The organism is Mycobacterium asiaticum (genome assembly GCF_001668675.1).
GTDB classification, from domain to species: domain Bacteria; phylum Actinomycetota; class Actinomycetes; order Mycobacteriales; family Mycobacteriaceae; genus Mycobacterium; species Mycobacterium asiaticum_D.
In genome coordinates, this window is record NZ_LZKQ01000251.1 from 1 (window position 1) to 24,319 (window position 24,319).

The following is a 24,319-nucleotide window of genomic DNA, read 5'->3' on the forward strand; positions in this document are numbered from 1 at the left end:
GCGGTTCGGTGTACGGCGTCAGCCGGGAGGCGGCCGCCGACGCGCTCGTGTAGGTGAACATCGCCGACGTGTCCTGGGCCCACATCTCCGCGTACTGGGCTTCGAGGGCGGCGATGGCGGCGGTGTTCTGCCCGAAAATATTGGTCGCCACCAGCAAGGCCAGCTGGCTTCGGTTGATCGCGATCTCCGCCGGCGGCACGACGGCGGCGAAAACCGCTTCGTAAGCGCTCACCGCCGCCATCGCCGCCCTCGAAGCCCAGTACGCGGAGATGTGGGCCCAGGACACGTCGGCGATGTTCACCTACACGAGCGCGTCGGCGGCCGCCTCCCGGCTGACGCCGTACACCGAACCGCCGCCGATTGCGGACCCGGCCGGACTCGCCGGTCAGCAGGCAGCGGTCGGACAGGCCAGCGCCCTGGCCGCCGGCACCGCGGCGGCGACCGCCGCGGCCACGGCAGCACCAACCGCCGCGCCGATCTTCCCGTTCGACGTCGTCCTGCAGGTCTTCGAGGCGCTCGGCAGCGGCGGCACCGCGTACATGCAGGCCATGGGCCAGCTTCTCAACGCCCTGACCGGAACCCCGCTGGCTGGCCCGACCTGGGAGAACACCTTCGGGATCTTCGCTGACATCGGCCGCTTCAGCACCGTCGCCAACGACGTCATGAGCATCCCCAACCTCGCCATGACCGAGTTCAAGCTCTTCTGGAAGCCCCCCCTTGAGGACATCCCGAAATCAGCCTTGGGAGCGGGGCTGGGAATGGCACCGTCCGCCGGCTTGACCAGCGCGGGATCGGCGGCATCGGCAAGCATCGGCGAGGCCAACGTGGTGGGCAAACTGTCTGTCCCGCCGAGCTGGGCCTCGGCGACGCCGGCCATCCGGATGGCCTCCACCGCGCTATCCGCCACCAGCCTCTCCGCCGCCCCGTCGGCGGCCATCCCGGGCAACCTGGTCAACGAAATGGCGTTGGGTGCCGCGACGGGTGGCGCCCTCGGCGCCGTTGGGCCGCAGGTGCTCAGCGGCAGCGGCGCCCGCGCCCGCGCCAACGGCGGAAAAGGACCCGTCGAGCCGGTCAAGTTGGACAGCGTCATCGCGAAGCTGCAAAAAGAACCCGACTCGGTCAAACACTGGAACGTCGACAAGGAAGGCCTGGACGCGCTGCTCGACAAGTTGTCCAAGGAACCCGGCATCCACGCGGTGCACGTATCGAACAAGGACAAGCACAAGGTGACCCTGCCCGACGCGCAACTGGGCGGAAAATGACACTACGGCCGGTACTGCTTGCCATCGCCGCGATGGTCGCTTTCGCGGCTCCGGCACACGCGGATCCCACCGGCGACGACGCGGCGTTCCTCGCCGCCCTGGCCAATGCCGGCATCACGGTGCCCAATCCGGCGCAAGCCATCGCCTCCGCCCAGGCGGTGTGCGGATTGATGCGTAATGGTGAGACCGGCCTGCAGGTGCTGACCGACGTGAAGAAGCAAAATCCCGCGCTGACGCTGGACGGCGCCGCCATGTTCACCGCCATCGCGTCGAACAGCTACTGCCCCGAGCATCTCGGAGCGCCCGAGGGCGGATACTTCTAGCACTTCCAGCGGAATCCCCGGTTCGCCTGGGCTCCACCTGGTGTTCACCCGGATCTGATTGGCTGCCGTAGCTGTTCCGTCAATGAGGTCAAGGAGAGGGGTAGCCCGGTGCAGTCACTGACCGTCGCCGATTTCGCGCTCCGGTTGGGCGTGGGCGTAGGTTGTGGCGCGCTGATCGGGATCGAGCGGCAATGGCGGGCCCGGATGGCCGGCCTGCGCACCAACGCACTGGTGGCCACCGGTGCCACCCTGTTCGTTCTCTACGCCGCCGCCACCGAGGACAGCAGCCCCACCCGGGTCGCCTCCTACGTCGTGTCAGGGATCGGATTCCTCGGCGGCGGGGTGATCCTGCGCGAAGGCTTCAACGTCCGCGGCCTTAACACCGCCGCCACGCTGTGGTGCTCCGCCGCGGTCGGGGTGCTGGCCGCGTCCGGGCACCTGGTGTTCGCGCTGATCGGCACCGCGACCGTCGTCGCCATCCATCTGCTGGGCCGCCCACTGGGCCGGTTCATCGACCACGACAACTCCGGCGACGAGGACGAGAGCCTCGAGCCCTACCAGGTGCAGGTGATCTGCCGGCCCAAGTCCGCCAAGTACGCCCGCGCCCAGATCGTGCAGCACACCCGCAGCAATGACATCATCCTGCGCGGTATCCACACCGGGCACACCGAGGACAACGTCGCGCTCACCGCCCACGTGCTGATCGACGGGCATTCGCCGGCTCGGCTGGAGCGCCTGGTGGCCGAATTGTCGCTGCAACCGGGCATTTACGCGGTGCACTGGTACGCCGGCGAGCCGAGCAGTCCGATCCTGCCCGCCGCTCCGGCCGATTAGGGTCGCGCCTGCAACTCCGGCGCGGCCGCGGCCAGCAGGTCCTCGCGACTGCCCGACAACGGCGGATATATCCGCCGGGTGTTGATCGTCTGCTTGGTCGCCTTGGCTTGGGCGCCCTGGGCCACCACCACCCGATCCCACCCCTCGGTGTATACCGCGCCCGCCGGGCCGAGATCGAGAACCGTTACATACCAAGGGATTCGAAGTGCCAGCAGCGGCTCCGAAAACAACTCGCTGATCACGTTGTAACCCGCGTACCGGCCCATCGGTCGACCGTGCTGGCAGGACATGACCGACATGTGCTCGTCGTCCATGCGGGCCGCGGCCACGTCCCCGGCGGCGAACACCGACGGCACTCCGATCACCCGCAGGTAGTCGTCGACCATGACCCGGCCCCACCGGTCGCGAGCCACCGGCAGTTGCTCGGTCAGCACGCTGGCCCGCATGCCGGCACACCACACCAGGGTCGCGGCCTCGAGCTGCTCGCCCGAGGACAGCGACACCCATTCGTGGCTCACCGCCGTTACGCTCGCCCCGGTTCTGACTTCAATGCCGTTGTCCGACAGCGCCTTTTCGATCACCGGCCGCGCCGAGGCGCCCATGTCCGAGCCGACCAGTCGGTTGTGGTCGACGAGCACCACCCGGGGCGCGAGGCCGAGTTCGCGCAGCCGGGCCGGCAGTTCGCTGGCGGCTTCGATCCCCGTCAGCCCCGCTCCGACCACGACCACGGTGGCCGCCGCGCCGTTCGGTGGTCCCTCAGCCAGCCGCCGGAGGTGCTGCTGCAACCGCAATGCGCCGTCGTAGGTGTCGACGTCGAAACCAAACTCTCGCAGCCCCGGCAGGTCCGGTTTGCAGACGCTACTGCCGGCCGCCAGCACCAGCCGGTCGTACCCGAAACTCTGCCCGGTCGACGTGGCGAGGGTGCGGGCCTCGACATTGATACCCACCACGTCGGCGACGACATGCCGGACACCGACGGGGTCGAGCACGTCGGCGAGCGGGATGCGGCACTCGCTCAGATCGGCCTCGTAGTTGCGGACCCGGATGTCGTGGAACGGTTTCGGGCTCAGCACCGTGATCTCGACCTCAGCCGCAACGGCGAGCTCGTCGACCCGGCGCGCGGCACCCAGCGCGGCCCACAGCCCGGCGAACCCGGAGCCGATCACCACCACCCGCTTCACCCGGACAGCACCTGGCGGATCTGCTCCAGCGTCACCTTGGCCTTGTGGCCGGGCAGCAACATCCAGGTGTGCATGCCGCCGTCGAGCTCGTACCACCCGATCTCGACGCCTTCGGCCGTCGCGCGCTTGTGGAAGGCGCGGGCGTCGGGGTTGAGCACATCGTGGGTGCCGGTGAACACCGTCAACCTCGGCAATCCGTCCAGCGGGCCCACGCACGGGCTGAGCAGGGGAGTGTCGAGCGGATCACCGCCGGCGTAACGCAGGCCGGCGGCGCGCAGATCGTCGAGGTTGAGGAACGGGTCTTTCTTGGCGACCGTGGGCACGTCGGGATCCGGCAACCCGAGGTGCATCCACGGGGAGAGCAGCACCGCGTCCGTCGGTTGCGGCAAGCCGGCGTCGCGCACCGCGTGGCACAGCGCGAAAGCCATCCCGCCGCCCGCCGAATCTCCCATGAATGCAAGGGATTCGGGGTCACGCTCCTCCAGGAGGCGGCGATACAGCTGGAGCAGGAAGGGGAACACCTCGCGGTAGGTGTGCTCGGGGGCGATCGGATAGATCGGCACCGTGATGGTGCGGCGCAGCAGGTTCGACAGCTTCGCGATGGCCGGCCAATGAAAATGCGGCAGCAGATCCAGCACGTAGGCGCCGCCGTGCAGATAGATCAGATGGCCGGCCAGGTCGGCCCGCGGCACGTGGCGGGGGGTCACCTGATAGACCGGCCGGCCGTTGACGTCGTCCCGGACGACATCGATCTTCTTCAGCAGGTGCTTGGACGGGCGACCACAGTAAGGCGGGCGGGGATTGGCTTCCCAACTCGCCAGCTTCGCGGGTGGGAACAGCCGATTGCGGACACCGGAGGCACGCAACAACCGCTGCGTCACGTGGGGCCGGTGCACCGGGCGTTTCATTGGTCTCACCAGGTTAGGCTGTGTGCTGTGAGCAGTGTGTCAGGCTTCTTCTCGGCGCTGCCGGCCGAGATGCGGGATCCGGTGTTTTTTGCCATCCCCTTCTTCCTTTTCTTGTTGACCCTGGAGTGGACGGCGGCGCGCAAGCTGGAGAAGTTCGATGCCGCCGCGGCGACCGACGATTCGGCAACGCCCAGGCCTTCATCGGGTGCGTACCTCACCCGCGATTCCATGGCGAGCATTTCGATGGGTCTGGTCTCGATTGCCACCACGGCCGCTTGGAAGGCCCTTGCGTTGTTCGGGTATGCCGCAATCTATGCCTACCTGGCTCCGTGGCACCTCCCTGCGACCAAGTGGTACACCTGGGTCGTCGCGATCCTCGGTGTAGACCTGCTCTACTACACCTACCACCGCGTCGCCCACCGTATCCGGCTCATCTGGGCTACCCACCAGGCTCATCACTCAAGCCAGTACTTCAATTTCGCCACCGCGCTGCGCCAGAAGTGGAACAACAGCGGGGAGATCCTGATGTGGATCCCGTTGCCGCTGTTGGGACTTCCGCCATGGCTGGTGTTCTTCAGCTGGTCGCTGAATCTGATCTACCAGTTCTGGGTGCACACCGAGCGCATCGACAAGCTGCCACGGTGGTTCGAGTTCATCTTCAATACCCCGTCGCACCACCGCGTCCACCACGGCATGGACCAGCTGTACCTGGACAAGAACTACGGCGGCATCTTCATCCTCTGGGACCGGATGTTCGGTAGTTTCCAGAAGGAACTGTTCCGGCCGCACTACGGGTTGACCAAGCAGGTCGACACGTTCAACATCTGGAAGCTGCAGACCCACGAGTACCTGGCCATCGCCCGGGATTGGCGCTCCGCGCGCCGGTTCCGCGACCGGCTCGGCTACGTTTTCGGCCCGCCGGGCTGGACGCCGCGCACGTCCGACCAGGTCGACGGCACCACCCCGCTGGTCACGTCTCGGTAACGCTTCGGCAGCCGGCGGCGAAAGCTCTAATGTCGAAGTGATAACGCCGTAACCGACGGGAGCCACCGTGAGCCGCCTGGCACTGCGCACTTTCATTGCACCTGCACTTCTCGCGGCGTCGGCGTGGGGCCTGACGCCGGCGACCGGTCACGCCGACCCGGTGGCCGTGTACCCCGGGATGGAGATCCACCAGGACAACCATGTCTGCACGCTGGGCTTTGTCGACCCGCGCTCGCGCGTCGCGGTGACGGCCGGGCACTGCCGCGGTAGTGGGCTGGTCTACGACAAGGACAACAACGTCATCGGACGCATGACCACCTTCCGGGACAACACACCCACCGGGTCGACCGTGGCGACCGACCAGGTCATCGCCGACTACGAGGCGATCGCCCTGGCCGAAGGCGTCGCCGCGAGCGACATCCTGCCGGGCGGACGCGCGCTGCGCGCCGGCGGCGGTGCGCCCACGGCCGGGCAGCCGGTGTGCCACTTCGGCATCACCACCGGCGAAACCTGCGGCACGATCGAAAGCGTCAACAACGGCTGGTTCACCATGACCAACGGCGTTCAGACGTCGCAGGGCGACTCCGGGGGACCGGTCTTCTCGCCGTCGAGCGGTCAGCTCGTCGGAATCTTCAACAGTGTCTGGGGGACGCTACCGGCCGCCGTGTCCTGGCAGGCCACCTCGCAGCAGATGCGCGAGGACGGGGGAGTGAACCCCAGCTAGGCGGAACCCAGGGCAAACACCGGTATCCGGTCGGACGCGGCGCGCAATTCGTCGTCGCCGGATTCCGGTGTCAGTTCGCCGACGAACCCCTTGACCTGCCAGTACCACCGGGCAAGGTAACGCCGCAGGATCTCGGGTTTGGCGTCGTCGCCGACCTCGTGGATGGTGGCGTGCCGCCGCCGCCAGCGCGGGCCGGTGTCGACGACGCCCGCCGCGCGAACGTTGCGCACCCACTGGGTGTTCCCGCGCGGTGACACGACGTAGTCCACGCCGTCCACGGTCAGCAGGTTGATCACCACGCTGCGTTGTTTCCCGCTGGTGCGTCCGCGGACCCGCAACGCGCTGGTGCCGGCAATGCTGATCCCGGACTCGGCGAGCCAGCGGACGACGGCGTTGGCGGCCCGCATGGCCCGGTTCGGTTCCTGATAGTGCGTGGTCATGCCGCCTCCCGGGGATATTCAGAGAGCACCGCTCTCACATGCGAATACCGTGTCACAACCGTGACCTAAAAGCAAGAGCGGTGATCTCTGAACTGCAAGACTCCACCGTGTGGGCAAACGCCAGGAATCGCGCGAGCAGATAGAGGCGAAGATCGTCGAACTCGGCCGCCGCCACCTCGTGGATCACGGCGCGGCCGGCCTGTCGCTGCGCGCGATAGCGCGAGACCTGGGCATGGTCTCTTCGGCCGTCTACCGCTACGTGGCCAGTCGTGACGAGTTGTTGACGCTGCTGCTCGTCGACGCCTATTCGGACCTGGCCGACGCGGTGAAGCGCGCCCGCGACAATGCCGCAACGGATTCGTGGAGCGACGACGTGCTGACCATCACCCACGCGGTGCGGGAGTGGGCGGTAGCCCACCCGGCCGGGTGGGCGCTGCTCTACGGCAGTCCGGTGCCCGGCTACCACGCTCCCGCGGAGCGCACCGTCGGCGTTGGCACCCGCGTGGTTGCGGATTTGTTCGACGCTCTGGCGGCGGGGATCACCACCGGGGAGATCATGCTGACCAGCGACGCGGCGCCCCAACCGCTGGCGTCGGACTTCGAGCGAATTCGGCACGATTTCGGGTTCCCCGGTGATGATCGGGTCATGGCTAAGTGCTTCCTGCTGTGGGCGGGTGTGCTGGGCGCGATCAGCCTCGAGGTGTTCGGACAGTACGGCGCGGACACTTTGACCGACCCGCGCAGCGTCTTCGATACCCAGGTGCGTTTGCTGATCGGCATGCTCGGGTCGAATTAGAACGTGTTCACCCCTTCGGCGCGCCCGAGACTTCGGCCGCCATGGCAAATCTTTACCCGGGCCTTTCTGCCCGCCGCCGGGCTGGGATATCCTGCGAGGCGATGAACCTGCTCGTCCAGTCACCCATCCAGATCGCGTGGGTGACAACGGACCTTGATGCCACCGAAACCGCTCTCACCGGGCTTTTAGGCGTCCACAAATGGATACGGATGCCGGAGGTGCATTTCGCGCCCAACACCTGCACCTATCGCGGCCAACCCGCGGACTTCGTTGCGGGCGTCTCGTTGAGCTATCTCGGTGACATGCAGCTGGAGCTGCTCGCCCCGGTTCGCGGGGAGAACATCTATAGTGACTTTCTCCGCGACCACGGCCCGGGTTTGCACCACATCTGTGTGGAGGCCGAAAGCCCCGAGCGGTTCGATGCCGCCGTCGCCGACGCCGCCGGCCAGGGTGCGAATGTGGTGCAAGAAGGCACCATGCCCGGCGGACTGCGATTCGCCTACGTCGCGGCGCCGCAATCGGGAGTGCCGTTTCTCGAGATCGCCTATCTGTCACCCGAGATCAGCGCGTTTTACGACTACATCAAACAGGAGCAGCGGTGAGCACCGACATCCCAGCGACAGTCCAGGCCGACGCGGTGGAGTCCTGGTCGGATGAAGTCGACGTGCTGGTGATCGGTTTCGGGATCGCCGGAGCCTGCGCTGCGGTTTCGGCCGCGGCGGCCGGTGCCCGGGTGCTGGTGACCGAACGTGCCGCCGCGGCCGGGGGCACCACCTCGATGGCGGGCGGCCACTTCTATTTGGGCGGCGGGACGGCGGTGCAGGAGGCGACCGGTCATCCCGACTCGCCCGACGAGATGTTCAAGTACCTGGTCGCGGTGTCCCGCGAGCCCGAACTCGACAAGATCCGTGCGTACTGCGACGGCAGCGTTGAGCATTTCAATTGGCTTGAGGCTCTGGGCTTTCAGTTTGAGCGCAGCTTCTACCCGGGCAAGGTGGTGGTGCCTCCGGGCACCGAGGGCCTGAGCTATACCGGCAATGAGAAGGTGTGGCCCTACTGCGAGCAGGCCGTGCCGGCGCCGCGCGGTCATTCCGTGCCGGTGCCCGGCGAATTGGGCGGCGCCGCAATGGTGGTCGACTTGTTGGTGAAGCGCGCCGCCGAGCTCGGTGTCGAGATTCGCTACGAAACCGGGGCGACGAATCTGATCGTGGCGGACGGCGCCGTGGTCGGCGTCGCGTGGAAGCACTTCGGCGAGACCGGCGCGATCAAGGCCAAAGCGGTGATCATTGCCGCGGGCGGGTTCGCGATGAACCCCGACATGGTGTCCGAGCACACGCCCGCATTGGGGCAGCCGCGGCGCACCAAACACCACGGCCTGGTGGCGCCGTACATCCTGGGCAACCCGAACGACGACGGGCTGGGCATCCGGATGGGCGTCTCGGCCGGCGGGGCCACCAAGAACATGGACGAACTGTTCATCACCGCGGCCGCCTATCCACCGGAGATCCTGCTGACTGGGGTGATCGTCAACAAGGACGGCAAGCGCTTCGTCGCCGAAGACTCCTACCACTCCCGCACCTCGGCCTTCGTGCTGGAGCAGCCGGAGCAGACGGCCTATCTAATCGTTGACGAAGCGCACATGCAGATGCCCGAGATGCCGCTGATCAAGTTTCTCGACGGGTACGAGACCATCGCTGAATTGGAAGTCGCGCTGGGCATTCCGGCCGGGAACGTCGCCGCCACATTGGACCGCTACAACGAGTATGCCGCCAAGGGTGAGGACCCGGACTTCCACAAGCAGCCGGAATACGTTGCCCCGCAAGACAAAGGACCGTGGGCGGTATTCGATCTGTCGCTGGGCCGGGCGATGTACTCCGGATTCACCATCGGCGGCTTGGCGGTGTCAGTGGACGGCGAAGTGCTGCGCGAGGACGGTTCGGTGGTGCCGGGCTTGTACGCCGCTGGGGCCTGCGCGTCCAACATCGCTCAGGACGGTAAGGGGTACGCGAGCGGGACGCAGCTGGGCGAGGGTTCGTTCTTCGGGCGCCGCGCCGGAACGCACGCGGCGGCAGCCGCGGGCGAGTAGGCGCGGAAAAGCAGCTGAGCGCCGGAACGCACGCGGCGGCAGCCGCGGGCGAGTAGGCGCGGGCGAGTAGGCGCGGAAACGCTTAGCTGCTTTTCACCAAACGCGGACGCGGTCCTCGGGTTTGAGGAACAGCGAGTCTCCGGGCTGCACATTGAACGCGGTATACCACTCGTCCATGTTGCGCACGATCCCGTTCACCCGGAACTTCGCCGGGCTGTGCACGTCCGTCAGCAGCTGATTGCGTTCGGTTTCGGGCCGGCAGATCTCCTTCCAGCTCGCCGCGAAGGCGAGGAAGAACCGCTGGTCTCCGCTGAGGCCGTCGATCACGGGGGCTTCTTTCCCGCCGAGGGAGAGCTTGTAGGCGTCATATGCGATGCGCAGTCCGGCGAGATCGGCGATGTTCTCGCCGAGTGTCACCGCTCCATTGATGCGATTGCCGGGTAACGGCTCGTATCCGTTGAACTGGGCGACAAGCTTGTCCGCCTCGCGTGTGTAACGGTCGGCGTCGGCCGGTGTCCACCAATCGCGCTGTAACCCGGTGCCGTCGCTCTTGCGGCCCTGGTCGTCGAATGCGTGGCTCATCTCATGACCGATGGTGGCCCCGATCGCGCCGTAATTCACTGCGGGATCGGCTGCTGGATCGAAGTTCGGCGGCTGCAGGATTGCCGCGGGAAAGACGATGTCGTTCAGTCGCGGAGAGTAGTAGGCGTTGTTGGTCTGCGGCGTCATGCTCCATTCGCCGCGGTCGATAGGCTTGCCCAACTTGCTGCGGTCGTCGTTCCACGACCACATCGCCAGGGCGTCGTCGTTGGCTACCAGTTCGCCCGCCGCGATCTTGACCGTCGCATACGACTTCCATTTGTCGGGGAAACCGATCTTGGCCACCAGCGCGGCGAGCTTGGCCTGAGCTTCTCTCTTCGTCTCAGGCGTCATCCAGGTGGCCGCGTCGATGCGTTTGCTGTAGGCGGAGCGCAGATTTTCGACCAATGCCCGCGCCTTGTCCCGGGTCTGCTGACTGAAGTGGGCGTCGACATACAACTGACCGACCGGGTCGCCGAGCCCTTTACTCACCCGAGAGACCCCGCGCTCCACCCGGGGCGCGCGCTCCTTGGCGCCGCCCAGCGTTCGGCCGTAGAAGTCGAACAACTCATCAGCGAACGGCGTCGAAAGATCGCCGCCGTAGGCGGAGAGGACTTGGTAACGCATGTACGACTTCCACGAGTCCAGCGGCTCGGTGGCGAAAAGCGCTGCGGTGCGGCTCAATACGTTAGGCATGCCGACCTGGAAGTCGGTCTGGGCCGGCAACTTCAGTTCGTCGAAGATTTCATGCAGGGGTGCGCCCTGCCCGAGCTGCTCGACCGCGGCTCGCGGCATGATGTTGTTGGTCTTGACGACGTCGCGCTCCTCCTCCCGCGGCACCTGCACCTCTGCCAGTTTGGTTTCCAGAGCCAGCAATCGTTCGGCCTGTTGCTGCGAATCCGCAAAACCGGCGAGACCGAGCAACCGGGCGGCATGCGCTACGAACTTGGTGCGCAGCTCCACGGATTCGGGATCGGTTTCCACGTAGTAGTCGCGCTCACCGAGCGAGAGGCCGCCCTGCCAGATGATGGGCAAGTAGCGCGTCGGGTTGTTCGGGTCCATTGCCACCGAGACCGGGAATGGGTCGCTTACCCGAGTCCTGCCGTTGAACGACACCAGGACCGCGTTGAGGGCCGACCTGTCGTTGGCAGCGTCGACCGACGCCAGCAGCGGCCGGACGGGCTCGACGCCCTTCTTGTTCAGCAACGCCTCGTCCATGTAGGACGCGAACAGGTCGCCGATTTGCTGCGAAATGTCGCCCTCGGGTGCGTGTTTGGCGGCAGCGCTCTCGACTATCGCCTTCAGGTCCGCGTTGAGTTGGTTCTGGATGTCCAGATTGACGCCCGCGCATACCTTGTCGGCCGGGATCTTCGCGTTCTTCACCCAACCGCCGACGGCGTATCCGAAGAAGTCGTTACCGGGCCGGACCGACGTGTCCATCTCGGTCAGGTCGACGCCCCACGCCCCGAATTTGGGTTTGGCGGGGTGTTCGGCCGAGCGGCCACAGCCGACGAGCACCAGAGTAGTAGCCAGTAGCACTGCCACCGCACGAACGAATACGCACACCCGCATACCTCCAGTCGCCGGACCAAGGGCAGCTTAGCTGTGCGCGCCGGCCGCAACGTGTTCAGCGCGTTGCGCCTGGGCCGCGTCGTGCACTACACCGTTGCCGGTTCGTGCTCCACCGGACCCAATCGCCATTGGCCCCCGCCGAGCAATTCGAGCTGGCGGTCGTGATGCTGTTCGACCGTGGGCCGGTGACTGACGCTGACCACAACGCAATCCGGAAGTTCGTTGCGCACGAGCTGATACAGGGCGTACTCCAGCCCGGGGTCAAGCGCTGAGGTGGACTCGTCGAGGAATACCGCCTTCGGTTTGGTCAGCAGAATGCGCGCGAAGGCCACCCGCTGCTGTTCGCCCGGCGAAAGCACCTTGGCCCAGTCCTGCTCTTCATCCAGGTGCGTAATGTGCGGCGCGAGGGCCACCCTCGTCATCACTTCGTGCAACTCGGCATCGGTGACGTCGTCCGCCGAGTTCGGGTAGCACACCACTGCCCGCAGCGTCCCCAGCGGGACATAGGGCAACTGCGACAGGAACATTGTCTCGTTCTCGCCACCCGGCCGGCGGAGGGTTCCTGAAGCATAGGGCCACAGTTCGGCCAGGCTACGCAGCAAAGTCGTCTTGCCCGCACCCGATTGCCCGGTGATGACCAGCGACTGACCGGCTTCGAGCCGAACGTCGAGGGGGTCGATCAACCGGTCGCCGTCCGGCTTGCGCACCTCGACGTTTTCAATCTCGACCGATCCGTCCGCCGTCGCCGTGGTGAGCACCGCCGGCAGCGCCCGTCCGCGATCATTGGCATCGACCAGCCCATGCAGTCGGATGATGGCCGCCCGGTAGGACGCGAAAGAGTCGTAGGCATTGCGGAAGAACGATAGCGAATCCGCAATGTTGCCGAATGACGTCGCCGTCTGGCTGACGTCACCGAAATCGATTGCCCCGGCGAATAATCGCGGCGCCTGGATCACCCATGGCAGCGGCACTATCGCCTGACTCACCGCCAGGTTCCATCCGTAGAAGCCGACGCTGCGGTTGACGTAGCGGAGGTAATTGTCGATGACCGGCCTGAAGCGCTTGGACAGCTGAGCGCGCTCGGCCCGCTCACCCCGGTAGAAACCGACGGCCTCGGCGGCGTCGCGCAGTCGCACCAGGGCGTACCGGAACGCGGCGTTGAACTTCTCGTTGCGGAAGCTCAGCCAGATGAGTGGACGTCCGATGATGAACGAGATGATCGTGGCGATCAGCACGTAGATGATGACCGTCCAGAACATGACGCGTGGGAAGGAGACACCGAAGACGGTGAGGGTCCCCGACAGGTTCCACAGAATCGCGGCAAACGAAACGACGGAGACCACCGATTGCACCGCGCCGAACAACAGGATGCTGCCTGTCCCGGTGCCAGGTGTGTTCGGACCATTTCCGGTTCCGGCCGTGAAGATGTCGATGTCCTGCTGGATGCGCTGATCCGGGTTGTCGATCGTCTCGTCGATGAACAGGTCGCGGTAGTAGGCCTTGCCGTCCAGCCAGTCCCCGGTGAGATGGTCGGTCAGCCACACCCGCCACGCCACCATGAAGCGCTGGGCCAGGTAGATGTCGGCCATCACTCGCGCGACGTGAATCACGGCCATGATGCTGAAGATTCCGATCGACATCCAAAAGCCATGCACACCAGAGTTTTTGACGACGCCGTCGCCACCGGCGGCGCCTTGGAAGGCCTTCTGCAGCGCGGTGTACATGTCGTTGCCCTGGTAACTGAACAGCACGTTCAGCCGCACGGCCAGCACCACCGAGAGCAGCAGCACACCCACCATCAGCCAGACCTTGATGCTCTTCGCCCCGGTGAAGTAGCCCGCGGTGATCCGCCAGAACTGGCGGCCCCAGGGAGTCAGGTAACGGAACAGCACCAGCACGGCCAGCAGACAGACCGCGCTGATCGCCCACGCTATGGCGGTCCAGCGCAGCGAATCCAGCAGCGCGTGCGACCAGTTGATCGACGGCGTGAACGGCTTCGGGGCCAACGTCGTGGTCTCCTCACGGACGGGGGTGCGCAACGAAATACATCGGCGAAGGTACCTGAACCGGGTGGATAGGCTGCCCCTATGAGCACCGAAGCAGCCCCCACCCAGACCGTGCACGCGGGCCGGCTCGTAGCCCGCCGGCTCAAGGCCAGCGGTATCGACACGGTATTCACGCTGTCGGGCGGCCACTTGTTCTCGATCTACGACGGCTGCCGCGACGAGGACGTGCGGCTGATCGACACCCGCCACGAGCAGACCGCGGCCTTCGCGGCCGAAGGCTGGTCGAAGGTCACCAGGGTGCCTGGCGTGGCCGCGCTCACTGCGGGTCCGGGCGTCACGAACGGGATGAGCGCGATGGCCGCCGCCCAGCAGAACCAGTCGCCGTTGGTGGTGCTCGGTGGCCGCGCCCCGGCCGGGCGCTGGGGGATGGGCTCGCTGCAGGAGATCGACCACGTGCCGTTCGTGGCACCGCTGACGCGTTTCGCCGCCACCGCCCAGTCCGCCGAAGACGCCGGCCGGCTCGTCGACCAGGCACTGCAGGCCGCGGTCGGCGCGCCGTCGGGGGTCGGGTTCGTCGACTTCCCGATGGATCACGTTTTCTCGGTGTCCGACGACGACGGCCGGCCCGGCGCGCTCGCCAGCCTGCCCGCGGCGCCCGCCGCGGATGCCGACGCACTGGACCGGGTGGCCGACCTGCTGGCCAAGGCTCAGCGGCCGGTGATCATGGCCGGCACCAACCTCTGGTGGGGCCGAGGAGAGACGGCGCTGCTGCGGCTCGCCGAACAGCTGCGGATACCCGTGCTGATGAACGGGATGGCTCGCGGGGCGGTGCCCGCCGACCACCCGCTGGCATTCTCGCGGGCGCGCTCGAAGGCGTTGGGCGGTGCCGACGTCGCGCTGATCGTCGGCGTGCCGATGGATTTCCGTCTCGGCTTCGGTGGGGTGTTCGGCGCGCAGACACAGCTCGTGGTGGCAGATCGGGCGCGGCCCGAGCGCAACCATCCGCGCCCGGTCGCCGCCGAGCTCTACGGCGACCTGTCCGCGACGCTGTCCGCGCTCGCCGGTTCGGGCTCCGCGGACCACTCGGCGAACCATCAAGCCTGGATCGACGAGTTGCGCGCAGTCGAGGACAGCGCCCGCGATCAGGAGAAGGCCGAGCTCGCCGAGGACCGGATCCCGCTGCATCCGATGCGTGTCTACGCCGAGCTGGCTCCACTGCTGGACCGGGACGCGATCGTCGTCATTGACGCCGGAGACTTCGGTTCCTACGCCGGCCGCGTCATCGACAGCTATCAGCCGGGCTGCTGGCTGGACAGCGGGCCGTTCGGCTGCCTGGGTTCGGGGCCCGGTTACGCCTTGGCGGCCAAGCTCGCGCGGCCCGAGCGACAGGTGGTCCTGCTGCAGGGCGACGGCGCATTCGGGTTCAGCGGGATGGAGTGGGACACCCTGGTACGCCACAACGTGCCGGTGGTGTCGGTGGTGGGCAACAACGGCATCTGGGGCCTGGAAAAGCACCCGATGGAAGCGTTGTACGGCTATTCGGTGGTCGCCGAACTGCGGCCCGGCACCCGCTACGACGAGGTGGTGCGGGCCCTGGGTGGCCATGGTGAGCTGGTCTCGGCGCCGGCCGAGCTGCGCCCGGCCCTGGAACGCGCCTTCGCCAGTGGTCTCCCGGCCGTCGTGAACGCCCTGACCGATCCGAGCGTGGCCTACCCCCGCCGATCGAACCTGGCCTGACGGCACCCTTTCGGGTCGCGAGCGCGCGTGAAATGCCAGCTGCGGCGGCGTGTCGGTGGCACGACTCGCGCGCTCGCCCCGGTGTTGTGTTCGCGTACCGTGGGGCTGTGCCAAAGACGACCCGCTCTCAGCCCGGCCGGCTGAGCAGCCGATTCTGGCGGCTGCTCGGGGCCACCACCGAAAAGAACCGCAGCCGCTCGATGGCCGACGTGACCGCGGCCGAGGAGTACGACAAGGAAGCCGCCGACCTCAGCGATGAAAAGCTGCGCAAGGCGTCCAAGCTACTGAACCTCGACGACCTGGCGGACTCCGCCGACATTCCGCAGTTCCTGGCGATCGCCCGGGAAGCCGCCGAGCGGGCGACCGGGCTGCGCCCGTTCGACGTGCAGTTGCTGGGGGCGTTGCGCATGCTCGCCGGCGACGTGATCGAGATGGCCACCGGTGAGGGCAAGACGCTAGCCGGGGCGATTGCCGCCGCCGGCTACGCGCTGGCCGGCCGGCACGTCCACGTCGTGACCATCAACGACTACCTGGCCCGCCGCGACGCGGAATGGATGGGGCCGCTACTCGAGGCGATGGGACTGACGGTCGGCTGGATCACCGCCGAATCGACCAGGGATGACCGCAAAGCGGCTTACGACTGCGACGTCACCTACGCATCGGTCAACGAGATCGGGTTCGACGTGTTGCGCGACCAGCTGGTCACCGACGTCGAGGACCTGGTCTCACCCAACCCGGACGTCGCACTGATCGACGAGGCCGATTCGGTGCTGGTCGACGAGGCACTGGTGCCGCTGGTCCTGGCCGGCACCACCCACCGCGAGACGCCGCGGCTGGAAATCATCAAGCTGGTCGGCAACCTGACCGCCGAAAGGGATTACGACACCGACGCCGACAGCCGCAATGTGCACCTGACCGAGGCGGGCGCGCGCAAGGTGGAAAAGGCGCTCGGCGGCATCGACCTCTACTCCGAAGAGCACGTCGGCACCACGCTGACCGAGGTCAACGTCGCTTTGCACGCGCACGTGCTGCTGCAGCGCGACGTGCACTACATCGTCCGGGACGACGCGGTGCACCTGATCAACTCTTCGCGCGGACGCATCGCGCAGCTGCAGCGTTGGCCCGACGGTTTGCAGGCGGCCGTGGAAGCCAAGGAGGGCATCGAGACCACCGAGACCGGTGAGGTGCTCGACACCATCACGGTGCAGGCTCTGATAAACCGCTACTCCACGGTATGCGGCATGACCGGCACGGCGCTGGCCGCCGGCGAACAGCTGCGCCAGTTCTACAAGCTGGGGGTGTCGCCCATCCCGCCGAACACCCCCAACATCCGGGAAGACGAGCCCGACCGGGTGTACATCACCGCGGCCGCCAAGAACGACGCGATCGTCGACCACATCGCCGAGGTGCACGAGACCGGACAGCCGGTGCTCGTCGGTACCCGCGACGTCGCGGAATCCGAGGACCTGCACGAGCGACTGGTACGGCGCAACGTTCCGGCGGTGCTGCTGAACGCGAAGAACGATGCGGAAGAGGCGCAGGTGATCGCCGAGGCCGGCACCTACGGATCGGTCACGGTGTCGACGCAGATGGCCGGGCGCGGCACCGACATCCGGCTCGGCGGTTCCGACGAGTCCGACCACGACCGGGTCGCCGAACTGGGCGGCCTGCACGTCGTCGGCACCGGTCGGCACAACACCGAGCGGCTGGACAATCAGCTGCGCGGCCGGGCCGGACGTCAGGGCGACCCGGGGTCCTCGGTGTTCTTCTCGAGTTGGGAAGACGAGGTGGTGGCGGCCAACCTGGACACCAACAAGCTGCCCACAGAAACCGACGAGGACGGCCGGATCCTGAGTCCGAAGGCCAGCGGCCTGCTCGACCATGCGCAGCGGGTCGCGGAGGGCCGGCTGCTGGATGTGCACGCCAACACCTGGCGCTACAACCAGCTGATCGCCCAGCAGCGCGCGATCATCGTGGATCGGCGAAACACGTTGCTGCGCACCCCGACCGCCCGCGAAGAGCTCGAGGACCTTGCGCCGAAGCGGTACAAGGAGTTGGCCGAGGACGTCAGCGAGGAGCGGCTGGAAAAGATCTGCCGGCTGATCATGCTGTACCACCTGGACCGGGGCTGGGCCGATCACCTGGCCTATCTGGCCGACATCCGCGAGAGCATCCACTTGCGGGCGTTGGGCCGGCAGAACCCGCTGGACGAATTCCACCGGATGGCGGTGGACGCGTTCGCCTCGCTCGCCGCCGACGCGATCGAAGCCGCTCAGCAGACCTTCGAGACGGCGAACATCCTCGAGGACGAGCCGGGGCTGGATCTGTCCAAGCTGGCACGGCCGACATCGACGTGGACCTACATGGTCAATGACAATCCGCTGTCCGACGACACGCTGTCCACGCTGAGCCTGCCCGGCGTCTTCCGCTGACGCCTCGGTCCGCCGTGCGGACCGCATCGTCACCGGGCTCCACCTGATTGCCCGGCTCCTCCTCGGTCCGCCGTGCGGACCGCATCGTCACCGGGCTAAGGTCACGGCTCATGGAGCGAGTGCTCGCCCAGGATCGGGTGCTGACAGTGCCCAATGTGCTGAGTGTCCTCCGGCTGGCACTCATCCCGGTTTTCGTCTACCTGATGCTCGGCACCCACGCCTATGGCTGGGCCGTCGCGATCCTGATGTTCAGCGGCGTCTCGGACTGGGCGGACGGCAAGATCGCCCGACTACTCGACCAGTCGTCACGGCTGGGCATGCTGCTCGACCCGGCAGTCGATCGGCTCTACATGATCACCGTGCCGATCGTGTTCGCAATCAGTGGGATCGCCCCCTGGTGGTTCGTGCTGATGCTGCTGGCCCGCGACGCGATCCTGGCCGGGACGCTGCCCTTGCTGTGGAGCCGCGGCCTGTCGGCGCTGCCGGTGTCCTACGTCGGCAAGGCGGCGACCTTCGCCCTGATGTCCGGCTTCCCGCTGGTTCTGCTGGGCCGGTGGGACGCATTGTGGAGCCGCGTGGTGGGAGCCTGCGGGTGGGCGTTTCTGGGCTGGGGCCTGTACATGTACCTGTGGGCCTTCGCGCTCTACCTGGTGCAGATGGTCCTGGTGATGCGCCAACTGCCCAAGGTCAACCGGAAGTCCTCGCCCCCGAAGGCGGGGGGCCATGGCTGACCGGGACCACCTGCTCGGCGGGTACGACCCCAACGCCGGTTACCGCGCCCATGCCCCGCGGCCGCAACACATTCCGGTGCCGTCGTTGCTGCGCGCCCTGCTGTCCGAGCATCTCGACCCCGGCTACGCCGCGGCGGCCGCCGAACGGGAGCGCCGGACGGAACCAGAAACCGCCCGGACCCGCGCCTTCGGGTGGATGTGGCAGGCGCTGGCGGCGGCCCTGGTGGCCACCGTGTTCGCCGCCGCCGTCGCGCAGGCCCGCTCGGTCGCGCCGGGGGTGCGGACCGCACAGCAGGTCCTGGCGACCAACGTCCGTTCAACGCAGTCCGCGGCCGGTCGGCTGGCCAAGCAGCGCAGCGCGCTGGCGGCCAGGGTCGACGAAGTGCAGCGCGTCGCGCTGGCCGACGATGCCGAGGGGCAGCGACTGCTGAGCCAACTCGACGCGCTCAGCCTGGCCGCGGCCAGCACCGCGGTGACGGGCCCGGGTCTGACCGTCACTGTGACCGACCCGGGTGCCAGCCCGAATCTCTCCGACGCGTCCAAGCAGCGGGTGAACGGCAGCCGGCAGATCATCCTGGACCGCGACCTGCAACTCGTCGTCAATTCCCTGTGGGCCAGTGGGGCGGAGGCCATTTCGGTGGACGGCGCTCGCATCGGCCCCAACGTCACCATTCGGCAGGCCGGCGGCGCCATCCTGGTCGACAACAACCCGACCACGAGCCCGTACGTCATCCTCGCGATTGGTCCCGCGCAGACAATGCGGGATAGCTTCGAGCGGAGTCCCGGGTTGCGGCGGCTGCGACTGCTGGAGGTGTCCTACAGCGTCGGCGTCAGCGTCAACGTCGGCGAAAAGCTGGCGCTGCCCGCCGGATCAACCCGGGAGGTCAAGTTCGCCAACGAGATTGGGCCCAAGTGACATGATTGGAATCGCGGCGCTTGTCATCGGCATCGTGCTGGGATTGATTTTTCACCCCAGCGTCCCGGAGGCGATCCAGCCGTATCTGCCGATCGCGGTGGTCGCGGCGCTCGACGCGGTGTTCGGCGGTCTGCGGGCCTACCTGGAGCGCATCTTCGACCCCAAGGTGTTTGTGGTCTCCTTCGTGTTCAACGTCTTGGTGGCCGCACTGATCGTCTACGTCGGCGACCAACTGGGCGTCGGCACCCAGTTGTCCACCGCGATCATCGTCGTACTGGGAATCCGGATCTTCGGCAACGCGGCCGCGCTGCGGCGCCGGCTGTTCGGAGCGTGACCCGTGAGCCAGGAGCCACCGAACCCCGCCCGGCACGGCCGGCACGAACTGCCGCCGGACCGCTCGCAGCCCAAGATCGAAGCCGCGGCCGGACGCGGCCGGTCCCGGTTGGCGTTCGGGACCCTGGCCGTGCTGTTGTGCCTGGTGCTCGGGGTCGCGATCGTCACCCAGGTCCGCCAGAACGATTCCGGCGACTCCCTGGAGACCGCCCGCCCTGCCGACCTGCTGGTGCTGTTGGACTCGTTGCGGCAACGAGAAGCGACGCTCAGCACCGAGGTGGCCGACCTGCAGAACACCCTCAATACGTTGCAGGCCTCGGGCAATACCGACCAGGCCGCCATTGAGAACGCGCAAGCCAGGCTCGCGGCGCTGTCCATCCTGGTCGGCGCGGTCGGAGCCAGCGGTCCGGGCGTCACGGTGAAAATCGACGACCCGGGGCCGGGGATCTCGGCGGAGGTGATGCTCGACGTGATCAACGAGCTGCGCGCGGCCGGCGCCGAGGCCATCCAGATCAACGACGCACACCAGTCGGTGCGGGTCGGGGTCGACACCTGGGTCACCGGTTCGGCGGGTTCCCTGACCATCGACACAAAGGGGTTCTCGCCGCCGTATTCGATTCTGGCCATTGGGGATCCGCCCACCCTGGCGGCGGCCATGAATATTCCGGGCGGGGCGGACGACAGCGTCAAACGGGTCGGCGGACGGATGTCGGTGCAGCAGGCCGATCGAGTCGAGGTGACCACCTTGCGACAACCAAAACCGCACCAATACGCTCAGCCCGGCAAGTGAACCACCCAGCGAAACCGACCAGAACAGGATCACCGTGAGCGATATCCCGTCCGATCTGCACTACACCGCCGAACACGAGTGGGTTCGCCGCAGCGCAGAAGACACCGTGCGGGTCGGAATCACCGATTTCGCGCAGTCGGCCCTCGGTGACGTCGTGTTCGTGCAATTGCCCGACGTGGGCACCGAGCTCTCGGCCGGCGAGTCGTTCGGCGAGGTGGAGTCGACGAAATCGGTGTCGGATCTGTACGCCCCGGTATCGGGCAAAGTGTCTGCGGTGAACGGCGATCTGGACGGCAGTCCCCAATTGCTGAACTCCGATCCCTACGGCGCCGGCTGGCTGCTGGAAATCCAGGTCGACGGCTCCGAGGTCAGCGCACTGGACTCGGCGATCGCCGGACTTCTCGACGCCGAGGCCTACCGCGGCACATTGACCGAATGACGATTGCTAAGGTCCCGAAAGCGTTTCGGAACAGAACGCACCGCAGCGTGGGGGATCTAGAAGAAGCCGGGGTGTGGGGCTTACGATCCTGGGCAGTGGTCGGCTCATTCCGGACCGGGACGCGGTACGGTCGAGATATCAAATACTTGACGCGTTAGACAGCAGTAAAAGGCAGTACAGACGGTAAATCCGAGGAGAAAGCCGGCCGACCGGTCCGGTCAGACAACGCCACAGCGGCCAGTGAGGAGCAGCGGGTGACGGACAAGGACGACGACCAGAACGAAGTCACTGTGGAGACGACCTCAGTCTTCCGCGCCGACTTCCTCAACGAACTGGACGCGCCCGCTCAGGCGGGTCCCGAGAGCTCGGTATCCGGGGTGGAAGGCCTCCCGGCCGGTTCGGCGTTGCTGGTCGTCAAACGCGGGCCCAACGCCGGTTCTCGCTTCCTGCTGGACCAGGCCATCACGTCGGCCGGTCGGCACCCCGACAGCGACATCTTCCTCGACGACGTCACCGTGAGTCGCCGGCACGCTGAATTCCGTTTGGAAAGCGGCGAGTTCAACGTTGTCGACGTCGGCAGCCTGAACGGCACGTACGTCAACCGCGAGCCGGTGGACTCGGCGGTGCTGTCCAACGGTGACGAGGTCCAGATCGGCAAGTTCCGCCTGGTCTTTTTGACCGGGCCCAAGGGCGACGACGACGGGGGATCCGGGGGCCAGTGACCGCACCCGATAGTCCCGGCCTGGCGGGGATGTCGATCGGGGCGGTACTGGATCTGCTGCGACCGGACTTTCCCGACGTCACCATCTCCAAGATCCGCTTCCTGGAGGCGGAGGGGCTGGTCACGCCGCAACGTGCGGCGTCGGGCTATCGGAGGTTCACCGCGTACGACTGTGCGCGGCTGCGTTTCATTCTGACCGCTCAGCGCGATCATTATCTGCCGCTGAAGGTGATCCGGGCACAGTTGGACGCCCACCCGGACGGCGAGCTGCCGGCCATCGGATCGCCTTACGGTGTACCGCGATTGGTGTCGGTGGACGGCGCCGGAGCCGAGCCCGCCGCCGACCCGGGCGCGGTGGCACCCACCCAGGTCCGGCTCAGCCGCGAAGACCTGCTGGACCGCTCGGGCGTGGACGACGCGCTGCTGACCGCTCTGGTCAAGGCGGGCGTGATCACCACCGGGCCGGGCGGTTTCTTCGACGAACACGCGGTGGTGATCCTCCAATGTGCGCGGGCGCTGGCCGATTACGGCGTCGAACCGCGGCATTTGCGAGCTTTTCGTTCCGCGGCCGATCGCCAGTCGGACCTGATTGCCCAGATCGCCGGGCCGCTGGTCAAGGCGGATAAGGCCGGTGCGCGCGATCGGGCTGACGATTTGGCCCGCGAGGTCGCGGCACTGGCAATTACTTTGCACACCTCGCTGATCAAGTCCGCCGTTCGCGACGTTCTGCACCGCTGAGGACTAGACTTCGTTCGAAGCTGGTGTTCGGCGAAGTGAGTCAAAGCGGCACATGCGGAGGGCAGACACAGATGGGTGAAGTTCGTGTTGTCGGCATTCGCGTAGAGCAGCCGCAGAACCAGCCGGTGCTGCTGCTGCGCGAGGCCAACGGTGACCGCTACCTGCCGATCTGGATCGGGCAGTCGGAGGCCGCCGCGATCGCGCTCGAGCAGCAAGGTGTCGAGCCGCCGCGGCCGTTGACCCATGACCTGATCAGGGATCTGATTGCCGCCCTTGGCCATTCACTCAAAGAGGTGCGCATCGTCGACCTGCAGGAAGGCACGTTCTACGCGGATCTGATCTTCGATCGCGACATCAAGGTGTCGGCCCGGCCGTCGGACTCGGTGGCGATCGCGCTTCGGGTGGGTGTGCCCATCTACGTCGAGGAGGCGGTGCTGGCCCAGGCCGGCCTGCTGATCCCGGACGAGGGCGATGAAGAGGCAAGCAGCGCGGTGCGTGAGGACGAGGTGGAGAAGTTCAAGGAGTTTCTTGACAGCGTCTCACCCGACGACTTCAAGGCCACCTAGCCCGCGCGGTTGCCGCGCGGTATCCCGCGAGCAGACGCTAAAGCACCCATTTTCGGCACGAAAAGGGTGCTTTAGCGTCTGCTCGCGCCGGGACGGGACGTACCCGCTCTAGGTAACAGATGCGTCTCATATCACACAACGGATTGTCGACACGCCTGGCGGATATCACCGCCACATCCCGAAGGCCGCCATACTTTGATGACGAGTCGATGATCGACTCAGAGCACGACAGCCACCGAACAGCGTATGCTCTCAAGCACTCGGGCCTGAGCTAACGTGGCTGTCGGGGGCAGCCAAATGCCGCAGCTACTGACAAAAGCGCTATCGGCGAGAGGAAGCACCGTGAGCGAACAGCCACGACAAGAACAGCTTGATCTTGCCGAACACGCGTCCGCCACCGGCGGTCAAAGCCCAGCGGCGGTCAGCGAACCCGTACAGCCGGGACTGTTCCCGGACGACTCGGTGCCCGACGAATTGGTGGGTTACCGCGGCCCCAGCGCCTGCCAGATCGCCGGCATCACCTACCGTCAGCTCGACTACTGGGCCCGTACCTCGCTGGTGGTGCCCTCCATTCGCAGCGCGGCCGGCTCCGGCAGCCAGCGGCTGTACTCGTTCAAGGACATCCTGGTTCTCAAGATCGTCAAGCGGCTGCTCGACACCGGAATCTCGCTGCACAACATCCGCGTCGCGGTCGACCATCTCCGCCAGCGCGGCGTGCAGGACCTGGCCAACATCACCCTGTTCTCCGACGGCACCAGCGTGTACGAATGCACCTCCGCCGAAGAGGTCGTCGACCTGCTGCAGGGCGGCCAGGGGGTGTTCGGCATCGCGGTGTCCGGGGCCATGCGGGAGCTGACCGGCGTCATCGCCGACTTCCCGGGCGAGCGCGCCGACGGCGGCGAGTCGATCGCGGCTCCCGAGGACGAGCTGGCCTCGCGTCGGAAGCACCGCGACCGCAAGATCGGCTGACCCCGGCGCCGGAGTAAACTGGATCGCGCATCGCACTCGCGCGGGAGAGTTCTGTAGCTGCCAGCTACGGACGCCGAAGGAGCAATACCTCTCCGTCAACCTCTCAGGCACCCGGACCGCGCCGGACAACGATGCCTCTGGAAAGTGGTGACGACCCAATGCGGTCGCCGCCCGCCGATGGGGAAAGGCGCCTTGGCGCGCCGAATCTCTCAGGCGCCTGACACGCAGGTGAGGACAGAGGGGGAGGACCGC

At 66.8% G+C, this 24,319-nt stretch carries 24 protein-coding genes, 1 pseudogene and 2 riboswitches; of the genes and pseudogenes, 19 read left to right on the forward strand and 6 right to left on the reverse strand.

Features of this window, described 5'->3' with window-relative positions; all coding sequences use genetic code 11:
- Positions 1-241 (reverse strand): PPE domain-containing protein (locus A9X01_RS30105; protein ID WP_155772209.1); only part of this gene is annotated, 241 nt, incomplete at its 3' end.
- On the opposite strand from A9X01_RS30105, the pseudogene A9X01_RS21385 reads away from it, so the two are divergent.
- From A9X01_RS21385 to A9X01_RS21395, 3 genes and pseudogenes are all read left to right on the forward strand, one after another.
- Positions 231-1,262 (forward strand): annotated as a pseudogene (locus tag A9X01_RS21385) (PPE family protein, SVP subgroup); the annotation flags it as partial. The gene A9X01_RS30105 and the pseudogene A9X01_RS21385 sit on opposite strands and share 11 nt — an antisense overlap.
- The gene (locus A9X01_RS21390) at positions 1,259-1,585 is read left to right on the forward strand and encodes a DUF732 domain-containing protein (protein WP_065122661.1); all 327 of its coding nucleotides are present in this window, start codon (positions 1,259-1,261) and stop codon (positions 1,583-1,585) included. The pseudogene A9X01_RS21385 and the gene A9X01_RS21390, both read left to right, overlap by 4 nt.
- A gap of 108 nt (positions 1,586-1,693) precedes the next feature.
- A complete protein-coding gene (locus A9X01_RS21395; RefSeq protein WP_065122662.1) occupies positions 1,694-2,419 on the forward strand; it encodes an MgtC/SapB family protein in 726 nt (241 codons plus the stop codon).
- Here A9X01_RS21395 and A9X01_RS21400 read toward each other — a convergent pair.
- Both A9X01_RS21400 and A9X01_RS29435 read right to left on the reverse strand, forming a co-directional pair.
- Positions 2,416-3,600: an NAD(P)/FAD-dependent oxidoreductase gene (locus A9X01_RS21400; protein WP_065122663.1), complete on the reverse strand. Its 1,185-nt coding sequence runs from the start codon at positions 3,598-3,600 to the stop codon at positions 2,416-2,418. The genes A9X01_RS21395 and A9X01_RS21400 overlap by 4 nt on opposite strands.
- Positions 3,597-4,508 (reverse strand): alpha/beta hydrolase fold domain-containing protein, encoded by a 912-nt coding sequence (locus A9X01_RS29435; protein ID WP_081282529.1) that lies wholly within the window; start codon positions 4,506-4,508, stop codon positions 3,597-3,599. The genes A9X01_RS21400 and A9X01_RS29435 overlap by 4 nt, the downstream gene beginning before the upstream one ends.
- A 27-nt stretch (positions 4,509-4,535) precedes the next feature.
- Here A9X01_RS29435 and A9X01_RS21410 point away from each other — a divergent pair, with 27 nt between their 5' ends.
- Together A9X01_RS21410 and A9X01_RS21415 are read left to right on the forward strand one after the other, a co-directional pair.
- Positions 4,536-5,492, forward strand: a complete 957-nt coding sequence (locus A9X01_RS21410; RefSeq protein WP_065122664.1) for a sterol desaturase family protein — start codon at positions 4,536-4,538, stop codon at positions 5,490-5,492.
- A 67-nt stretch (positions 5,493-5,559) separates the two neighbouring features.
- The gene (locus A9X01_RS21415) at positions 5,560-6,216 is read left to right on the forward strand and encodes an Rv1815 family serine proteinase (RefSeq protein ID WP_065122665.1); all 657 of its coding nucleotides are present in this window, start codon (positions 5,560-5,562) and stop codon (positions 6,214-6,216) included.
- Here the strand turns inward: A9X01_RS21415 and A9X01_RS21420 are convergent.
- On the reverse strand, positions 6,213-6,656 hold the full coding sequence (locus A9X01_RS21420; protein ID WP_065122666.1) for a nitroreductase/quinone reductase family protein: 444 nt from the start codon (positions 6,654-6,656) through the stop codon (positions 6,213-6,215). The two genes, A9X01_RS21415 and A9X01_RS21420, sit on opposite strands and share 4 nt — an antisense overlap.
- A 109-nt stretch (positions 6,657-6,765) precedes the next feature.
- On the opposite strand from A9X01_RS21420, the gene A9X01_RS21425 reads away from it, so the two are divergent.
- From A9X01_RS21425 to A9X01_RS21435, 3 genes are all read left to right on the forward strand, one after another.
- Positions 6,766-7,452 carry a TetR/AcrR family transcriptional regulator gene (locus A9X01_RS21425; RefSeq protein ID WP_065122667.1) on the forward strand — a complete coding sequence of 229 codons (687 nt, stop codon included), beginning with the start codon at positions 6,766-6,768 and terminating at the stop codon, positions 7,450-7,452.
- A 101-nt stretch (positions 7,453-7,553) separates the two neighbouring features.
- Positions 7,554-8,054, forward strand: coding sequence for a VOC family protein (locus tag A9X01_RS21430; RefSeq protein ID WP_065122668.1), 501 nt, complete (start codon positions 7,554-7,556; stop codon positions 8,052-8,054).
- Entirely contained in the window at positions 8,051-9,538 is a 1,488-nt protein-coding gene (locus A9X01_RS21435) for an FAD-binding protein (protein ID WP_065122669.1), read from the forward strand. The genes A9X01_RS21430 and A9X01_RS21435 overlap by 4 nt, the downstream gene beginning before the upstream one ends.
- Positions 9,539-9,631: 93 nt before the next feature.
- On the opposite strand, the gene A9X01_RS21440 is transcribed toward A9X01_RS21435, so the two are convergent.
- Both A9X01_RS21440 and bacA read right to left on the reverse strand, forming a co-directional pair.
- Positions 9,632-11,662, reverse strand: a complete 2,031-nt coding sequence (locus A9X01_RS21440) for a M13 family metallopeptidase (RefSeq protein WP_172832578.1) — start codon at positions 11,660-11,662, stop codon at positions 9,632-9,634.
- 113 nt (positions 11,663-11,775) lie between these two features.
- The gene (gene bacA / locus A9X01_RS21445; RefSeq protein ID WP_065122696.1) at positions 11,776-13,695 is read right to left on the reverse strand and encodes a vitamin B12 ABC transporter pemease/ATP-binding protein BacA; all 1,920 of its coding nucleotides are present in this window, start codon (positions 13,693-13,695) and stop codon (positions 11,776-11,778) included.
- 81 nt (positions 13,696-13,776) lie between these two features.
- Between bacA and A9X01_RS21450 the strand changes: the two genes are divergently transcribed.
- From A9X01_RS21450 to A9X01_RS21500, 11 genes are all read left to right on the forward strand, one after another.
- Positions 13,777-15,432 (forward strand): acetolactate synthase, encoded by a 1,656-nt coding sequence (locus tag A9X01_RS21450; protein WP_065122671.1) that lies wholly within the window; start codon positions 13,777-13,779, stop codon positions 15,430-15,432.
- 107 nt (positions 15,433-15,539) lie between these two features.
- Positions 15,540-17,864, forward strand: a complete 2,325-nt coding sequence (gene secA2, locus A9X01_RS21455; protein WP_065122697.1) for an accessory Sec system translocase SecA2 — start codon at positions 15,540-15,542, stop codon at positions 17,862-17,864.
- A 110-nt stretch (positions 17,865-17,974) separates the two neighbouring features.
- Entirely contained in the window at positions 17,975-18,595 is a 621-nt protein-coding gene (locus A9X01_RS21460) for a CDP-alcohol phosphatidyltransferase family protein (RefSeq protein WP_065122672.1), read from the forward strand.
- Entirely contained in the window at positions 18,588-19,511 is a 924-nt protein-coding gene (locus tag A9X01_RS21465) for a DUF881 domain-containing protein (protein WP_065122673.1), read from the forward strand. The genes A9X01_RS21460 and A9X01_RS21465 overlap by 8 nt, the downstream gene beginning before the upstream one ends.
- Position 19,512: 1 nt before the next feature.
- The gene (locus tag A9X01_RS21470) at positions 19,513-19,845 is read left to right on the forward strand and encodes a small basic family protein (protein ID WP_065122674.1); all 333 of its coding nucleotides are present in this window, start codon (positions 19,513-19,515) and stop codon (positions 19,843-19,845) included.
- A 3-nt stretch (positions 19,846-19,848) separates the two neighbouring features.
- Positions 19,849-20,634: a DUF881 domain-containing protein gene (locus A9X01_RS21475; protein WP_065122675.1), complete on the forward strand. Its 786-nt coding sequence runs from the start codon at positions 19,849-19,851 to the stop codon at positions 20,632-20,634.
- A gap of 34 nt (positions 20,635-20,668) precedes the next feature.
- On the forward strand, positions 20,669-21,073 hold the full coding sequence (gcvH, locus tag A9X01_RS21480; protein WP_065122676.1) for a glycine cleavage system protein GcvH: 405 nt from the start codon (positions 20,669-20,671) through the stop codon (positions 21,071-21,073).
- Positions 21,074-21,327: 254 nt separating this feature from the next.
- Positions 21,328-21,795: a glycogen accumulation regulator GarA gene (gene garA / locus A9X01_RS21485; RefSeq protein WP_065122677.1), complete on the forward strand. Its 468-nt coding sequence runs from the start codon at positions 21,328-21,330 to the stop codon at positions 21,793-21,795.
- A complete protein-coding gene (gene ftsR, locus A9X01_RS21490) occupies positions 21,792-22,532 on the forward strand; it encodes a transcriptional regulator FtsR (RefSeq protein WP_065122678.1) in 741 nt (246 codons plus the stop codon). The genes garA and ftsR overlap by 4 nt, the downstream gene beginning before the upstream one ends.
- Before the next feature lie 71 nt (positions 22,533-22,603).
- Positions 22,604-23,098: a bifunctional nuclease family protein gene (locus A9X01_RS21495; RefSeq protein ID WP_036360273.1), complete on the forward strand. Its 495-nt coding sequence runs from the start codon at positions 22,604-22,606 to the stop codon at positions 23,096-23,098.
- Positions 23,099-23,440: 342 nt separating this feature from the next.
- A complete protein-coding gene (locus tag A9X01_RS21500) occupies positions 23,441-24,067 on the forward strand; it encodes a MerR family transcriptional regulator (protein ID WP_036360271.1) in 627 nt (208 codons plus the stop codon).
- Positions 24,068-24,098: 31 nt separating this feature from the next.
- Positions 24,099-24,196: riboswitch (glycine riboswitch) on the forward strand.
- Positions 24,197-24,315, forward strand: a riboswitch (glycine riboswitch).
- Positions 24,316-24,319 lie beyond the last annotated feature (4 nt).

Coding starts and splice junctions, on each gene's coding strand:
- A9X01_RS21465 (WP_065122673.1), top strand. CDS start 18,588: ATGGCTGACCGGGACCACCTGCTCGGCGGGTACGACCCCAACGCCGGT.
- A9X01_RS21420 (WP_065122666.1), bottom strand. CDS start 6,656: ATGACCACGCACTATCAGGAACCGAACCGGGCCATGCGGGCCGCCAAC.
- A9X01_RS21470 (WP_065122674.1), top strand. CDS start 19,513: ATGATTGGAATCGCGGCGCTTGTCATCGGCATCGTGCTGGGATTGATT.
- A9X01_RS21495 (WP_036360273.1), top strand. CDS start 22,604: ATGGGTGAAGTTCGTGTTGTCGGCATTCGCGTAGAGCAGCCGCAGAAC.
- A9X01_RS21390 (WP_065122661.1), top strand. CDS start 1,259: ATGACACTACGGCCGGTACTGCTTGCCATCGCCGCGATGGTCGCTTTC.
- A9X01_RS29435 (WP_081282529.1), bottom strand. CDS start 4,508: ATGAAACGCCCGGTGCACCGGCCCCACGTGACGCAGCGGTTGTTGCGT.
- A9X01_RS21460 (WP_065122672.1), top strand. CDS start 17,975: ATGGAGCGAGTGCTCGCCCAGGATCGGGTGCTGACAGTGCCCAATGTG.
- A9X01_RS21430 (WP_065122668.1), top strand. CDS start 7,554: ATGAACCTGCTCGTCCAGTCACCCATCCAGATCGCGTGGGTGACAACG.
- A9X01_RS21450 (WP_065122671.1), top strand. CDS start 13,777: ATGAGCACCGAAGCAGCCCCCACCCAGACCGTGCACGCGGGCCGGCTC.